Here is a 15,622-nt window from a genome sequence, read left to right on the forward strand (position 1 = left end):
TCAATTTATTACTTTTTTTTCGGTTTGACACACTTTTTTGAACGTTCCCCAAAGATGCTTTTAACACATTTTACGTAATTTAAGTTGTAGTATTTGATTTGAATTCTTTTAAGAAGTGTGGATGTGGATAAGTGCTTTCAGTCTGTGTAAGCGCACTTATCCACAACTACACTAATTTTCAATCTAAGCAGCTTTAGGGCTATATTCCTCAGTAAAAACCCTGCCATCTCTGATTAAAGAGTTAGCAAGGATAAGTAATTTTCTCATGGCAGCAGTAGAAGCAACTTTATATGGTTTTTTGTATTGATCGTATAGCCTATCAAAGAAGATTCTTATATAAGAATTGTACTTTTGTGCACTAAGAACACACATATGTAAAACTGTTCTAATCTGTGATCTACCACCTTGAATACATCTTTTTCCTTTACTAAAACCACTATCTCGATTAAAAGGTGCAACTCCAGAAAGGCTAGATATTTCTTTATGTCGGAGAGTTCCTAATTCTGGTAGATAACAGATCATAGTAATAGCTAAGATTCTACCTGCTCCTGGCATACTAGTTATTGATATGTATTTTTCTTTAAGCTCTTGACTTTGCTCAATCAATGTTATCATCTCGTCTTCTAAAACTTGAATTTGACTTTGCAAAATGGCAAGTAGTTCTTCCATTTGTTTGATTATGGATATATCAGTTACTTGATGAGCTTGAGTTTTTTGTATTTTTGCCATTTCCACTAATTGATTTCTGCGAGATAACTTTTGCTTCAAACTGTCAATATTACTAACCTTTAAAGGAGTAACACGCATATCTGTATTATTGATATAACGTGAGATGATGCTGCAGTCTATTTTATCAGTTTTAGTAGCGATACCAAGGCTTTTTGCATAATCTCTAACCCATCTAGGTTGAATAACATATACTTCGAAACCATGGCTTAGTAAAGTATAAGCACATAATTTTTCGTACCCACCAGTTGCTTCAAGTCCAACTTTGGTTACATTATGCAAACGTAAAAAGTCGAGTATTTGATCAATAGCTTGAACGTCATTTTCAAATACTTTATAATGTCCAAGTGGATGAATGTGGATATCTAGCTTATTTTTGCTAACATCAATGCCAGCAATGATATTTGATGAATTCATAATTCCTCCGTAAGAATAATATAATACTGCATTTTCCACCCTTATATACGAGCCTAAAAACTCAATCAGTTGTTCGGAACTATTCAGTATATAAACAGAGAAGAGAACCTTGCTCCAATACGGTCCCTTATGACCAAGATCTATGACGGTTCCTCTTCTCTATACATCTTTATATTACTACTTCTTAATACTTATAAAGACTTGTTTTTAACATATAAGACTTGTTTTTAACATATAAGATCATTGTACAGGTATGCCGATTCATGTCTGTGTGAGCGGGAGTGAAGATGTATTTGTTAATGGTAGACCTGCTTGTCGTAAGGGTGATATCTTGAGTATTGGGGAAACACTAACGCAAGGATCAAACAACGTATTTGTAAATGGTATTGGTGTAGCGAGAACAGGTGATGTGGCATCCTGTAGTTTTCAAATAGTAAGTAAAAATCAAAGTGTGTTTTCAAAATAAAAAAATTAAAATAGTCGAAAAATGAAAGGAATGGACGCTAAAACAGGTAAAGAATTAGAGGGAATAGAACATCTGAAACAATCGATAATTGATATATTGACCACTCCTATTAACAGTAGAATAATGAGAAGAGATTATGGATCAAGATTATTTGAGTTAGTAGATAAGCCAATAAATAGGGATTTAACTTTGGAAATTTACGCATCAACTGCAGAAGCACTGGGGAAATTTGAGAAGAGATTTAAGTTAGAAAAAGTAAAAGTTGAAGGAGTAAAAGAAGGAAAAGTGACGCTTGATCTAGAAGGATTGTATCTGCCAATGGGAAGAAAGATTCGCTTCGATGGGGTTGTAGTATAAAGATGCAGCAGCCAAATATTATTGAATCACTGAGCTTTGAAGAGATTTTTTCTCGGATGAAGGAAGAGTTAGTGAAAAGTTTTACAGCATTAGTAGAAAGTGATCCAGCAATGAAGGTATTAGAAGTAGCAGCATGGCGAGAACTTTTGCTTAGAGAAAGAATAAATGAAGCAGTAAAGAGTAACTTACTTAAATTTGCGACAGGAGAAGATCTTGATAATTTGGCTGAGTTTTATGGAGCAGAGAGGCAAGATGGAGAAGAAGATGAACGCTTCAGAAAAAGAATCAAGGCAAGAATAGTTGGCTCAAGCACAGGAGGGAGTAAAGAGCATTATCGGTTTCAAGCACTCTCAGCAGATAGTAGAGTAAAGGATGCGCTGGTTGAATCAAAAGTGCCAGGAAAAGTACAAATTTCAATCTTATCAACACAATTATCCACAACTGGCATAGCGTTAGAAGAGCTACTAGAAATTGTAAAAAAGCAGGTTACTAGAGATGATATAAGGGTTTTAACAGATACAGTAACAGTAATTGGTTGCAATATTACGGAAATAGATATTCACAGCAGAATGAGCATAAGTCCTGTAATATCGAAGGAGGAAATCAAGAAACAGTTCATTAAGAAGTTTGAAGCAAATAGAAGGCTGGGATGGAACGTTACAAGATCATGGATAATAGCGAATTTGTTTGTGGAAGGAGTGGAAAACGTAGAATTAATCGAGCCAAAAGAGGATATTGTGATACTAGGGAACGAGTGTGCAAATTTGCGAAAATTAAAGATTGAGTAATGCTATTACCACCAAATGCAACAAAACAGGAAAAAGCGCTAGTAGATGCAACAGATTATAAGGTTGATCCAAGCTGTATTAGAGGATTTAAATTTAGATTGGAAGAAGAAACATTGTCGTGGATAATAGAAGAATATGGTTTAGAAGAGATATTACGCTGGGTAAAAGATAAAAGAAAAGCCATAGTAGAAGGAGTAAAATTTCAAAGACTGCGAGGAACACCTAAATCACTTAAAATAGCACTCAAGTGGGCAAATATAGAAGACATTACAATCATCGAAGAACCACCCGGTAAACACTTTTTTGAGTTGCAAGTAGGGATAAAAGAGGTACCAAATGACTTCTTCGTAGATGCAGTAGTAGAGCTGGCAAAACTATCACTGCCTGTAAGATCCAGATTGATGAGGATTTTTAACGATTATTATAATGTGCAGAGATTTATATTGGATGAGAGTTTATTTGGAGATCTTCTTTCTGATTATTCAGGGGTAAAAATAGAAAAAGATGGACCAGTGTTATCATTTGGAAGAGTAAATTTTTTCAGGTCTAGTGGTCCAGTTATTAGGATTATAGAAAATTATCTACGCGATCATTATGAACGAGCTTTAAGCAATGATATATATCGCCTAGATGTAGCAATCCTTGGAGAAACCGAGCCTCACACAAAGAATTATAACGGTATTTATGAAAGAAATCATTTGTGGTACAACTTAAAAGCACTATATCCATTACCACAGAGTTTATTACCATCGATTAAATTTGCAAAAGCGCAGATTGTACTGTCAGATAGCTGGAAATTAGGAGAAATAAATAGCTGTTTTCCGGTTGGTAGAATAGAAGAAGAAGGAAATAAATTTGTATTGGGAAACGATAAACTTTCAGGGCAACGTTGGAATTTAAAACACAAGCCAATTTTAGAAAGGTTTAGCGTTACTCACCACTACAAAATAGAAAATTATACAGATCAGAAGGTCAGAAAATATGTTTTAGCAGAACACAACATTTACTATAAAAACGACTTATATTCAGAGCAAAAAGACTCAATACACGAATTAGAAAAGCACATTTTAGTGTTTTACCCGGGAGTACTGAAATGGCACGAACATCGACATTTGCACAGAAGTTGGAAAAATAGTCAAGCAATATGTGTAATAAGTTAAATACTTATATTTAGATCCTCATATATTATATTAATAATAGTTTAAAGTGTATGAAATAAAAAGAAAAGGACTTGCTTTCTCATGCTAAAAAGGACATGACTTGAATAGCAGCAGGTAAATATAAGAAATTTGTCTGGCGCTAGAAAAGCTAATTTTGTGAGGTAAGTATGAAGTTTAGCAAAGAATCTTTTAGTAAGTTTTTTAAAGAAGTATCAAGTAACGGGTTTAAAAACATTAATAAAAGAAATGAAGAAGGAGAGACAATATTACACCAAGCAGTGGAAATCTCTGATTACAAAACAGTGAGATTATTAATAAAAAAAGGGGCAGAGGTAAATGCAAGAGATAAAAATGGTTATACACCACTACACTGTGCAGTATTTGCGAAAAGTTTAGAAAATGTAAAAGTGCTGCTAAGGGAAGGAGCAGAAGTCAATGCCACTCAATATATCACCGGATGTACACCTCTGCACTCTGCGTGCAAAATAGGAGGAGCAGGAGTTGAAATAATAAAAGAGCTAGTAAAGGCCGGAGCTGAGGTTAATCAACTGAATAAATATGGTGCAACGCCAATGTATTACATATGGGAAAGTGAAAAGTATTCTCTATGTGATAGTAAAGAAAGTGAAAAGGCGAGTAAATTTTTGAGAGAAAAAGGTGGAGTAACAAAAAGTAGAGAACTGACGTGCTATGGAATAGAGGGGCTAGTGGGAGAAATAGCAGACATGTTGAATGGGAGTTATTTACCAGAGTTAAAAATAATAGAGATAGGAGAAATAAGGAAGAGAGACAAATCGCTAATAAAGAAAGAATGTCAAAATTTAGCAAGCAAGATAATGAGCCAAGTAAATGAAATGATAGATGAGGTAGAAAATGTAGTGAGAGGGAAGGCTTAAAAGAGGGATTTAAATTTAAAGAAAAAGTGGGGTAAGTTATGGTAAAGCTGGGTAAAAAAGAGGAGTCACTATTAGAGAACTCATATAAAAATATTTATGCAAGAGACGAAAAGGGAAGAACGGTTTTACATTATGCGATAGATGCAAAAACAGTGAGGTTACTAGTCGAAAAAGGAGCAAATGTGAATGCAACAGATGCAAGAGGATATACAGCACTGCATCTAGCGGTAACAGAGAAACGCCTAGAAACCGTGAGAGAATTGATAAAATCAGGAGCAGATATAAATGCTGAAGAGTATGGCAATAAATGCACTCCATTGCACCTTGCATGTATGGTGGGGAAAATGGAAATAGTAAAAGAGTTAGTGGAAGCAGGAGCAGAAATAGAGCAAGAAGATAAGTTCGGAATGACAGCAATGGATTATGCGAAAAATAGCAAAGAAATAGCCGAGGTATTAAAGAAAGAAACAGACAGAATTGAAAAGCTATTTATGAAGGGCTAAAAATATGGAGAAAGAAATAGAAAAGAAAATAATGAATTTAGAGAGAAAACCTTTGGGTGAGCTGAGAAAAACGTGGAAGAAGGTATATGGGGAAGAGGCGCCTAGATACTCAAAGAAATATCTGATACCTAGATTAGCTTATAGAATGCAGGAAAAAGCGTATGGAGAAATGTCAAGAAAAGGGTCAAAAAGACTAGATTATTTAGCAGATCGGCTGGAGAAGGGAAAAAGAATAAGTAGTGACAAATTACCAGTAGCAGGAACAGAGCTAATATTAGAGAGAGGGGAAGAAACGCATGCGGTAATGGTAACAGACAAGGGTTTAATCTACAAAGAAGAGTTTTATACATCATTGTCAGCAGTAGCAGGGGAAATAATGGGAATGAGTTACAATGGGCCGCTCCTATTTGGTTTGCGTGATCAAAAGGGAAGGGAAAATGTGTAAAGGGATAAGATGTGGAATATATACGAGAAAGTCAAATGAAGACGGTCTAGAGCAGAAGTTTAACAGTTTAGATGCGCAACGAGTAGCATGTGAGAAGTACATAAAGAGCAAAGAAGGCTGGGTAGCATTGGCCAAAAGGTATGATGATGGCGGATATTCAGGAAAGAATTTAGAAAGACCAGCGATAAAGGAATTATTTGCAGATGTGAAAGGAGGAGAGATAGATTGTGTAGTAGTATATACTCTGGATAGGCTATCAAGGGAAACAAAAGACAGCATCGAAGTAACATCATTTTTTAGAAGGCACCGAGTAAATTTTGTAGCAGTAACGCAGATATTTGACAATAATACGCCAATGGGAAAATTTGTACAAACGGTGTTATCAGGAGCAGCACAGTTAGAAAGAGAGATGATAGTAGAGAGAGTAAAAAATAAAATAGCAACATCAAAAGAGCAAGGAATATGGATGGGTGGAACTTTGCCTCTGGGATATGATGTAAAAGAGAAGGAATTAATAATAAATGAAAAAGAAGCAAAGTTGGTAAAACATATATTTGAGAGGTATATAGAGCTGAAGTCAATGGCAGAATTGGCAAGGGAGTTAAACAGCGAAGGGCACAGAACAAAGAGATTTGAAGCAAAATCGGGGAAAGTATATGGAGGAGAGATCTTAAAAAAAGCGACGGTGAGAAGAATAATAACAAACCCAATATATATGGGAAAAACAAGACATTACGAGAAACAATATGAAGGAAAACATGAAGCAATAATAGAAGAAGAAAAATGGCAAAAAGCGCAGGAATTGATAAGGAATCAACCATATAGAAAAGCAAGATATGAAGAGGCGCTACTTAGGGGAATAATTAAGTGCAAGAGCTGTAATGTAAATATGACGCTAACATATGCAAAAAAGGAAAATAAAAGGTACCGATATTATGTGTGCAACAATCATTTAAGGGGAAAGGGTTGTGAATCAGGAAGCCGAAATGTAATAGCCGGAGAAGTGGAAAAAGAAGTAATGAGGAGAGCGGAGCAGATATATGAAAAATGGGGAGAAAAAGCAGAAGAGTGTAGTTTTGGAAAGCAAAAAGAAGTAGTGAAAAAGTTAATAAAGGGAGTATTGGTGAGAGAGGATGGAATAGAGGTGCATTCTGAATCAGAGGAAAAATTTATACCAATAAAAAAGAAAGGAAACAAATGTGTAGTAATAGAACCAGAAGGCAAAACAAATAATGCGTTACTCAAAGCAGTGATAAGATCCCATCTGTGGAAACGTCAGCTAGAGGAAGGAAAATATAGAAGTGTTAAGGAACTCAGTGCCAAAATTAACATAGGTACAAGACGTATACAACAAATTTTAAGATTAAATTATTTAGCTCCGAAGATTAAAGAAGACATAGTAAATGGGAGGCAACCAAGTAATTTGAGGCTAGCTGATTTAAGGGAAATACCGATGCTGTGGAGTGAGCAATTTGAAAGATTTTACAAATTAGCGCCTTAAAAATTGCACAATTAATACTTTCCTAACATAACTCATTTATAAAGACAACAGTAGGAGTATAATAGTATGAGAATAATAAAAAACGCTAATAGAGCAGATATAACTTATGAGTTGACAAGTAATGATGGCAAGTTAACAAATCAAGATAAAGAAAAGCTTTTTAAGCTATTAAAAAAGATAGAAGAGGGTAAAAGTATTAGTGAAAAATTGAAGAAATCTGATTACAACACAAGAAAGATTCTGCTGACAAGAGTAGTTTACAAACATGAAGGTAGAAAAGACGTATTTACACTACTACATTATGCTAAATTTTGTAAGAACAACCAAGCTGTAAAGAATCTTTTAGAAGAAGCCAAAAAACATGGTCTTTTTGAGGAAGTTAATGATAAGAAAATAATCTCAGAATATTTAGGGAGTAATGGAGAACCAATACGTACCCATAGTGCTGTTGAAGATGGTGTAGTAAGAGTAAAAGATCTTTATGATAAAAATAATAAGAAAGTGCTGAATCAAAATATAACAATTCAAGTTGGTGCTAATGCAGAGATATCAACCGACACCAGATCATGTGGAAGTAACGAAGAAGGCAAAAATGCTTCAACAGACAATACTATGGAAGAATCGATGGCTTGTAGTGTATCAAGGAAGGTTAAAGAAGTGATGGATAAGTGTTTTGATATAGAAGGGCAAGAGGAGATAATAAATTTTTATAAAGCTAAAGAAACTGACACTGAGTCATATAAGGATATTAATAAAGATAAAGAAGATTTTCAACTGACATTTGAAAATAATGAGAGAGCTGAAACCGAGGTTCCTCTTCCTAAAGAAAAAATGGTGTCAACACAAAGACTAATACCATTAGATCTGGTATTATTAGACGACGAACGTATAGGTAATTTTAATCCAACAACGATAGAGCGTGCTAAAGAAAAAGCGATGTCAGCAAAAAGGTTGATACCATTAGATCCAGTATTATTAGACAATGAAGATAACGAAAATTTTCACCTGACATTTGAAAACAGCAAAAAAGTCCAAAACTTCTCAATAGAAAATGCTGTGCAAGAGCGCAATATTTCTGATAGCTTTCCTTTTCGAAAATGTTTTAATAGTGATGCTGCAGGCAAAGAAGAAAATCCATCAACAAAAACAATACAGCAAAAACGAGTAATCCTGTCTAGTAGTGCTGGGATAGTGTTATTGGTGGGTAGTGTTGTATCCTATATTATGAAAATACATGTAATAGCCGTAATTGGAGGGATTGTTGGATTAGCGTGTATAGGTTTCGCACTGTATAATTCGTTCAAGCCAAATACCAAACTGGAGAAAGTGGAAGATCCAGCACAGCCTGTCATTGTTCATTCTTATTTGAATACAACATAAAAATGTTATGCTTAAAAACAAATAAGCATCAGGTAAACCTTTAAATAAGATAATTTATTGAGAAAATTACTCAAAATGTTAACTTAATATTACCATGGCTTTCCATTGTAAAATTATGTAACTGACCATCTTACCTTTTGTATACTTTCTTGTATAGGAGAAGATAAAGATACATCACCTAATGAGGAGTTGACGCTAAGTGTTTCAGAAGGTTGACTAAGCTTTCCAGATCTGAAAAAATATCTTTGTTCTATTGCCTTATTGACTGATAACCCTCCTAGCAAGCAATTCCTTCCTAGTTCTTCTTCACAGTTCTTTAAACTTTCCAGCAGACCTTGATCTTTTATTTCTACCCTTATTTGTTCTTTATTTTGCTCGTCAGGGTATAACCTAACTTCTAACTCCCCTTGGCTAGTGTAGAAAGTTAATACTATATCACTATTATCTGCAAAGTCTGTGTAATTCCTTGTGCCATTTCTTGTTATAATTTCTACCTCACTTTTACCGATTTTTATCAAGTCTCTTCCATATTCTATGCTTCCCTGAGTTAGCCCTAAACTCCTTGCTCCATCTGTGATCTTTGCAACATCTATCGTGCTATCCTCTGAATATTCTAAATAAAAAGTAGAGTTATCCATTCTTGCATTTTTTACCCTACCACTAGCTGCACTTTTAACAATTTCCATAAACTCTAGAGTACGATTGACATATTCTGCATAGGCTTCTTTCATATTGGTTTTATGGTCTTGAAATTCTGATTCCAGTGCCTCAATTACTTTTATGCTACCATTGTTACACAATACTGCTCCTCTTGATACCAATTTACATACTATCTTACTGGCAACTTTAGGATTCTTTTCTAATTCACTAATTCTTTCCATTACACGATCTGTAAAATTATACGTACTTTCATACATATCTTCACCTTGAGAAAATCGTTTAGGAAAATTAAACCTTACTCCAGAGTATATAGCTTTGCTTACAACTTTTTCTAGTAGATCCATATTTTGAGCTTTAGATACTTCACTAAAAAATTCGTTCAGCATTATCTTCTGCCTTGGTATTAAATTACTCCATAAGGTCCTAAACAAACACTCTTTCCTGTCATAATCTAACTCTTTTTGGTCAGCTACTCCTGCTTTCAAAAGTAAGTTTTCTACTTCGGTACCAATTCCAGAATCAAAAAGAATACTTCTTGCACGTCGAAGCACTTTTGACTTTCCTTCTTTACCCCGAATATTTAAAACCACTTTTAGATCTTGATTATTCTTGTGTTTCTCCAAAAAGTCTTTTAGATTTTTAGTAAAGTTACCAATGTAATCCAAATAATTTACAGACGATCTTTCACGTTGATATAATACTTCGTGAATTATATCATGTAATTCTTTGTATAATATCTTCTGACTGTCAGTGAAAAAGCACTTTTCAATATGGTAGTGATGATTATCAATTGCAACTTCTAGTGGGGTCTTCCCTTGTCCATCACGTAAATCGGGTTTAGCGTTGTTCTCTAGAAGCAAATCTACACTTTTACTATCACCAATGTCAGCAGCATAATGCAAAGGTGTTTTCCCTTCATTGTCCCTTATATTAGTATCAACTCCTGCTCTTAGGAGATGAGTTATACTACAAGATCCTGTAGCATAATGTAAAGGTGTCTTACCTCCATCACTCTTTCTATTAGGATCAGCTCCTGCTTTTAAGAGTAAACCCATGGCACAACCATATATGCTACTTACCCAATCCACACTCGATAGTAAATGTAATATTGTCAATCCAGATTCTCCTATTTTTAGGTTAAGAACATATTTTAGATCTGGATGTTTCTCATTTTTTTTTAAAAACTCCGTAAGTCTTGGAATATAACCATTTTTTTCATCAAAAGAAGGTGGATAGACGGTAAGAATGCTTAATAATCCCTTATTTAACTCCTCTTGACTTTCTGTTAAATCAGATGTTTCAACAAACCGTTCATACATTAAATTATCAAGTGAATACTTAAATTCAACAGCACCCACTAAAGAGCGATCATGAAAGAATAAAGGACGATTATAAGCTGAATTTAAATATTCTTTAACCAACTCATACTCATGATCGAATTGCTCTTTCTCTAGCATTTTTGGTAGCCCCTCCAATGTTTCGTTTATCTCTGGATTTGTTTTTCTGTTAAGATTTTGCTCATTGTCTTTAGCTACCATATCCACTCCAATCTATAAACACACGCTATAGTATATAGTACAAACAAATCTAATCAAGCATAATTTTTTTACTAAGATACTTATATGTTAAAAACAAGTCTTTATAAGTATTAAGAAGTAGTAATATAAAGATGTATAGAGAAGAGGAACCGTCATAGATCTTGGTCATAAGGGACCGTATTGGAGCAAGGTTCTCTTCTCTGTTTATATACTGAATAGTTCCGAACAACTGATTGAGTTTTTAGGCTCGTATATAAGGGTGGAAAATGCAGTATTATATTATTCTTACGGAGGAATTATGAATTCATCAAATATCATTGCTGGCATTGATGTTAGCAAAAATAAGCTAGATATCCACATTCATCCACTTGGACATTATAAAGTATTTGAAAATGACGTTCAAGCTATTGATCAAATACTCGACTTTTTACGTTTGCATAATGTAACCAAAGTTGGACTTGAAGCAACTGGTGGGTACGAAAAATTATGTGCTTATACTTTACTAAGCCATGGTTTCGAAGTATATGTTATTCAACCTAGATGGGTTAGAGATTATGCAAAAAGCCTTGGTATCGCTACTAAAACTGATAAAATAGACTGCAGCATCATCTCACGTTATATCAATAATACAGATATGCGTGTTACTCCTTTAAAGGTTAGTAATATTGACAGTTTGAAGCAAAAGTTATCTCGCAGAAATCAATTAGTGGAAATGGCAAAAATACAAAAAACTCAAGCTCATCAAGTAACTGATATATCCATAATCAAACAAATGGAAGAACTACTTGCCATTTTGCAAAGTCAAATTCAAGTTTTAGAAGACGAGATGATAACATTGATTGAGCAAAGTCAAGAGCTTAAAGAAAAATACATATCAATAACTAGTATGCCAGGAGCAGGTAGAATCTTAGCTATTACTATGATCTGTTATCTACCAGAATTAGGAACTCTCCGACATAAAGAAATATCTAGCCTTTCTGGAGTTGCACCTTTTAATCGAGATAGTGGTTTTAGTAAAGGAAAAAGATGTATTCAAGGTGGTAGATCACAGATTAGAACAGTTTTACATATGTGTGTTCTTAGTGCACAAAAGTACAATTCTTATATAAGAATCTTCTTTGATAGGCTATACGATCAATACAAAAAACCATATAAAGTTGCTTCTACTGCTGCCATGAGAAAATTACTTATCCTTGCTAACTCTTTAATCAGAGATGGCAGGGTTTTTACTGAGGAATATAGCCCTAAAGCTGCTTAGATTGAAAATTAGTGTAGTTGTGGATAAGTGCGCTTACACAGACTGAAAGCACTTATCCACATCCACACTTCTTAAAAGAATTCAAATCAAATACTACAACTTAAATTACGTAAAATGTGTTAAAAGCATCTTTGGCTTTATAGTCCACTAAGTAAAAATTTATTTTTAGTATTTTTCTATTGACTTTTAACACAACTGCTCTAAACACTATTTTGAGAAACTACACGTTCAGGATCCTTTAAGACTTGATCGGTTTCAACATTACTAAGTGCCGTATTTGCCTTATATGAACAGTAACACCCTACTGCAAGAAAAGTTAATGCGGCTACAGAAAGTATAATACACACTGCTGAATGAAACATTGTTAAACTTGCACCAACAGCAAATGCTCCAGATAATACAAAAGAAATAGAAGCATAGGTTATTTGCTTTCTACCCTGAGCGCTTGCTGCTGAGAGTTTTTTGCTTCCATTATCTGGATTTGGACCTTTCAAGCTTTGTTGCATTCCATTTAAATTCTCTTCTAATTGCTTTGCATCATCGAGCTTTTTCTGCAAGTCTACAAGCTGAGCTTTTGTTGCGTTAAGTTCATCTCTAAGTTGACTTTTTTCATTAATAAATTGAGTTACCTGATCATTTAATTTACTAACTTCTCCTTCCTTCTCTTTAAGCTGAGCCTTTGTTCTATTGGATTCTTCTCTAAGTTCATTTACTTCACTATTTAGCTTCTCCTTTAATTGACTATTTTCTTCCACCTGGCTAGCTTTTTCTTTTAGTTCAGCGTTTGCTTGCTTAAGCTTTTCTACTTGACTAGTTAGACCATTTTTTTCCTTAAGAAGCACAGCTACTTCCTTAGTTTTACCTTCTAGCTCTTTCTCTTTATTTGCAAACTCTTGCTTCTTTACTTTGAGTTCAATCTGTATCTGCTCCAGCGCTTCATTATTCCTTGCAAGTTTAGCTTCTGTTTCCTTAAGTTTCTCTACTTGTACTTGGCTAATTAGATCACCATTTCCTTGTTTAAGTTGAGCTTTTGTTTCATCAAATTCCTTTTTAAGTTTCTCTGCCAAAAGATTAAATATGTCCTTTGCTCTGTTGTTTGATACTTTCAACTTTTTGATTGCCAAGCTCAAGTATGAAAAATCAAAATAATCTTCATGATTAAGTAAAAGATTAATGGCTTCCAATTTGCTCTTTTCAATAGCAAGGGCTAAAGGCGTACAATTTTCAGAATCTTGAGCGTTAATAAAGCGTTCTTGTTCGAGAAGAAGCTTAAGTGTTTTAGAATTATCACTTAAAATAGCGTAATGTAAAGGTGTACGCCTCTTTCCTATTTCTACCTCTTCCTCAAAGAATTTTATCACTTCTTCTTTGTTTTCTGATTCTGATGATCTTGCCAAATCTAAAACAGTTTTACCCTTACATTCAAGATCAAAGTCAGCGCCTTCCTTCACAAGAAACTTTATCATCTCCAAATTGCCATTACAAACTGCAAAGTGTAAAGGTGTCATACCACCACTATCTTTGGCATCAATGTTAGCACCTTTACCAAGAAGAAACTCTATACCTTCTCGAAAGGGTGCCGTATCATCGTTGCCTGCGCTACTACTAGAAAAATTCAACCAGTTAGGCAACACAGAAAACCACCCATTATTAGTATCTTTTTGAGCTACTTGACCTACATTGCGAGCTATAAAGTGTAAAGGTGTCATATCATTAATATCTTTAACATTAACACTAATTCCATTATTCAAAAAGTCTTGAGCTGTTTCTCTACTATAGCAAGCAGCAAGATACAAAAGACTAGCACCACTAAGTCCAGCTTTTCTGGATGAAACTAGTATTGCTTTGATACACTCTTTATTTTGAACAGACGTCGCTGCATCAAGTATATTACGTATCGTATCAACAATATTGTTATCTTTTAATGTTTTCAAGTATTGAGTAATATGGCTAGTAAAAAGCTGGTTAAATTCCTTTCTTAATGCTATAGTTGAAAAGAATTTATGGCTTACAACTTTTATTCGGTTATCTTTCTCTTTCAATTTATCGGATAAAATGTCAATGTATTTTTGCCCGCCTACAAGCAGTAATAGAGATTTTAGTTCTAAATCTTCTTGATTAAGCAATACATCCTGATACTTTTCTGCGAGCTTGTTATTGGCTGCAATTGCTAGAAGTATTAATTCTCTTTCTAAAAAATTGCAATCACCACCTTCTGTGCCAAGATTATACTTTGACAATATGTTGTCATATATATACTTACGATCAGTCCTTTCGTGCAAATCCAAATTAAGGTATTCTGAACAAAAGGCTTTAAAATTATCACTATTCAGACTAGTTATAAACACATAATATCGATTATCCCTTATAACTTCATTTAATTTTTGATAATCATCACCATTGACTGCTTTGCTTAAAGTGTTTCTCAACTCATTAAGGGTTGTCGTGTAAGAAATATCGAATTCTTCATCAAATTCTTCTGAAGCTTCATCATTATTTTCATCTCTCGCCCTTGGTGTTTGACTATACCCATCACGGGTACAAGATTCTCTCTTTCTGTCATAGCGCTCTCTTTTTTTTGAGTCGGATAATGTACCATATGCAAAAGAAATTTTCTTAAAGGGCAAGAGTTTTTTTTCAAGCTGAACTAGCTGCTCTTCTTCTAACGATGAGAGTGATTCCCCATCTTTTTTTCTTTCCGATAGTTTTCTGTGTTTATCCCGTTCACCAGGTGAAAGAAATCTATCCGGATGATACTCCTTAGACAACCTGTGGTATTCCTGTCTTATCTTATGTTGAGTGGCATCGGGTTTCACTCCTAATACCTCATAGTGGTCACTATCCATCATTCCCCCTAACAACACTGGCCTTCTACTTTTTAAAGTATAGCCTTTCTTATAATAGTCCGAATGCGATAAGATATGTGTTTATGGCTATAGCAGGCCAGTAGCATATTACGGTCTGTTCGGATTATTGTAAAAAGAGCTATATCTATAATATTACCGTATTAATGGTACGAATTAACCTAGCTTTTGTCAACATGCATAATAAACCTCTAAATTAGAAACATTAATTTATTTTAGAATTATTCAACAAGGAAACATATCAAAAGCTCTGTCAACTTACATTAAAAGTCCGTTCTAATGCAACAAAATATTACACTCTCTAGCATCAACGAAAATTTATTTGTTTACTTTATTCCAAAAATAGAAAAATAGTACGTACCTTCGCGAGAACAATTTAAATAAAAGCTGCGTTGTGAAAATAGAAGCTTAAAATTCTTGCACCGAAGCTAGGTAAGTTAGTTCATATGTGAATTTAGCTGAAGTAGTCTAATATAGCGGATTTTGTGGTATAGTAAAATTATTATAAAGAAAAGTTCGCACGGATCTAGCGGTAGACCACGCGATTCCAAGAAAAAATCTTCTCACGCTAGCTGATTTTTGTTGCTGGAAATGGTTGCATCATTTAAATTTATTAATGTTATACACTACCAAATTAATAACTGCTCATTTCAGAACCTCCTT

The 15,622-nt window shown here is 34.2% G+C and carries 13 protein-coding genes; 10 read left to right on the forward strand and 3 right to left on the reverse strand.

Annotated features, from left to right (window positions below; genetic code table 11):
• Window positions 1-183: 183 nt before the first annotated feature.
• Window positions 184-1,143, reverse strand: coding sequence for an IS110 family RNA-guided transposase (locus OPR50_RS03665; RefSeq protein ID WP_264688607.1), 960 nt, complete (start codon window positions 1,141-1,143; stop codon window positions 184-186).
• 253 nt (window positions 1,144-1,396) lie between these two features.
• Between OPR50_RS03665 and OPR50_RS03670 the strand changes: the two genes are divergently transcribed.
• From OPR50_RS03670 to OPR50_RS03710, 9 genes are all read left to right on the forward strand, one after another.
• Window positions 1,397-1,609 (forward strand): PAAR domain-containing protein, encoded by a 213-nt coding sequence (locus tag OPR50_RS03670; RefSeq protein WP_264688641.1) that lies wholly within the window; start codon window positions 1,397-1,399, stop codon window positions 1,607-1,609.
• Window positions 1,610-1,630: 21 nt separating this feature from the next.
• Complete coding sequence (locus OPR50_RS03675) at window positions 1,631-1,966, forward strand: GPW/gp25 family protein (protein ID WP_262986416.1); 336 nt, start codon at window positions 1,631-1,633, stop codon at window positions 1,964-1,966.
• 2 nt (window positions 1,967-1,968) lie between these two features.
• Window positions 1,969-2,754, forward strand: a complete 786-nt coding sequence (locus tag OPR50_RS03680; protein WP_265024285.1) for a baseplate assembly protein — start codon at window positions 1,969-1,971, stop codon at window positions 2,752-2,754.
• On the forward strand, window positions 2,754-3,914 hold the full coding sequence (locus OPR50_RS03685; RefSeq protein WP_265024168.1) for a phage tail protein: 1,161 nt from the start codon (window positions 2,754-2,756) through the stop codon (window positions 3,912-3,914). Before OPR50_RS03680 ends, OPR50_RS03685 begins: the two co-directional genes overlap by 1 nt.
• A 167-nt stretch (window positions 3,915-4,081) precedes the next feature.
• Window positions 4,082-4,810 carry an ankyrin repeat domain-containing protein gene (locus OPR50_RS03690; RefSeq protein WP_265024167.1) on the forward strand — a complete coding sequence of 243 codons (729 nt, stop codon included), beginning with the start codon at window positions 4,082-4,084 and terminating at the stop codon, window positions 4,808-4,810.
• 38 nt (window positions 4,811-4,848) lie between these two features.
• Entirely contained in the window at window positions 4,849-5,313 is a 465-nt protein-coding gene (locus tag OPR50_RS03695) for an ankyrin repeat domain-containing protein (RefSeq protein ID WP_265024286.1), read from the forward strand.
• 4 nt (window positions 5,314-5,317) lie between these two features.
• Window positions 5,318-5,758 (forward strand): DUF2924 domain-containing protein, encoded by a 441-nt coding sequence (locus tag OPR50_RS03700; RefSeq protein WP_265024287.1) that lies wholly within the window; start codon window positions 5,318-5,320, stop codon window positions 5,756-5,758.
• Window positions 5,751-7,259 carry a recombinase family protein gene (locus tag OPR50_RS03705; protein WP_265024288.1) on the forward strand — a complete coding sequence of 503 codons (1,509 nt, stop codon included), beginning with the start codon at window positions 5,751-5,753 and terminating at the stop codon, window positions 7,257-7,259. The genes OPR50_RS03700 and OPR50_RS03705 overlap by 8 nt, the downstream gene beginning before the upstream one ends.
• 66 nt (window positions 7,260-7,325) lie before the next feature.
• Window positions 7,326-8,639: a hypothetical protein gene (locus tag OPR50_RS03710; protein ID WP_264704602.1), complete on the forward strand. Its 1,314-nt coding sequence runs from the start codon at window positions 7,326-7,328 to the stop codon at window positions 8,637-8,639.
• A gap of 113 nt (window positions 8,640-8,752) precedes the next feature.
• On the opposite strand, the gene OPR50_RS03715 is transcribed toward OPR50_RS03710, so the two are convergent.
• On the reverse strand, window positions 8,753-10,837 hold the full coding sequence (locus tag OPR50_RS03715) for an ankyrin repeat domain-containing protein (RefSeq protein ID WP_264704603.1): 2,085 nt from the start codon (window positions 10,835-10,837) through the stop codon (window positions 8,753-8,755).
• Between the two features lie 298 nt (window positions 10,838-11,135).
• Here OPR50_RS03715 and OPR50_RS03720 point away from each other — a divergent pair, with 298 nt between their 5' ends.
• Window positions 11,136-12,095: an IS110 family RNA-guided transposase gene (locus OPR50_RS03720; protein WP_264688607.1), complete on the forward strand. Its 960-nt coding sequence runs from the start codon at window positions 11,136-11,138 to the stop codon at window positions 12,093-12,095.
• A 200-nt stretch (window positions 12,096-12,295) separates the two neighbouring features.
• Here OPR50_RS03720 and OPR50_RS03725 read toward each other — a convergent pair whose 3' ends face one another.
• Window positions 12,296-14,944, reverse strand: coding sequence for an ankyrin repeat domain-containing protein (locus tag OPR50_RS03725; RefSeq protein ID WP_264704604.1), 2,649 nt, complete (start codon window positions 14,942-14,944; stop codon window positions 12,296-12,298).
• Window positions 14,945-15,622: the final 678 nt, after the last annotated feature.

Source organism: Wolbachia endosymbiont (group A) of Epagoge grotiana (assembly GCF_947251775.1).
GTDB lineage: Bacteria > Pseudomonadota > Alphaproteobacteria > Rickettsiales > Anaplasmataceae > Wolbachia > Wolbachia pipientis.

Excerpts from the sequence above, each read along its gene's own strand:
- OPR50_RS03665 (WP_264688607.1), bottom strand. The coding sequence starts at position 1,143 with ATGAATTCATCAAATATCATTGCTGGCATTGATGTTAGCAAAAATAAG.
- OPR50_RS03670 (WP_264688641.1), top strand. The coding sequence starts at position 1,397 with ATGCCGATTCATGTCTGTGTGAGCGGGAGTGAAGATGTATTTGTTAAT.
- OPR50_RS03675 (WP_262986416.1), top strand. The coding sequence starts at position 1,631 with ATGAAAGGAATGGACGCTAAAACAGGTAAAGAATTAGAGGGAATAGAA.
- OPR50_RS03680 (WP_265024285.1), top strand. The coding sequence starts at position 1,969 with ATGCAGCAGCCAAATATTATTGAATCACTGAGCTTTGAAGAGATTTTT.
- OPR50_RS03685 (WP_265024168.1), top strand. The coding sequence starts at position 2,754 with ATGCTATTACCACCAAATGCAACAAAACAGGAAAAAGCGCTAGTAGAT.
- OPR50_RS03690 (WP_265024167.1), top strand. The coding sequence starts at position 4,082 with ATGAAGTTTAGCAAAGAATCTTTTAGTAAGTTTTTTAAAGAAGTATCA.
- OPR50_RS03695 (WP_265024286.1), top strand. The coding sequence starts at position 4,849 with ATGGTAAAGCTGGGTAAAAAAGAGGAGTCACTATTAGAGAACTCATAT.
- OPR50_RS03700 (WP_265024287.1), top strand. The coding sequence starts at position 5,318 with ATGGAGAAAGAAATAGAAAAGAAAATAATGAATTTAGAGAGAAAACCT.
- OPR50_RS03705 (WP_265024288.1), top strand. The coding sequence starts at position 5,751 with ATGTGTAAAGGGATAAGATGTGGAATATATACGAGAAAGTCAAATGAA.
- OPR50_RS03710 (WP_264704602.1), top strand. The coding sequence starts at position 7,326 with ATGAGAATAATAAAAAACGCTAATAGAGCAGATATAACTTATGAGTTG.
- OPR50_RS03715 (WP_264704603.1), bottom strand. The coding sequence starts at position 10,837 with ATGGTAGCTAAAGACAATGAGCAAAATCTTAACAGAAAAACAAATCCA.
- OPR50_RS03720 (WP_264688607.1), top strand. The coding sequence starts at position 11,136 with ATGAATTCATCAAATATCATTGCTGGCATTGATGTTAGCAAAAATAAG.
- OPR50_RS03725 (WP_264704604.1), bottom strand. The coding sequence starts at position 14,944 with ATGATGGATAGTGACCACTATGAGGTATTAGGAGTGAAACCCGATGCC.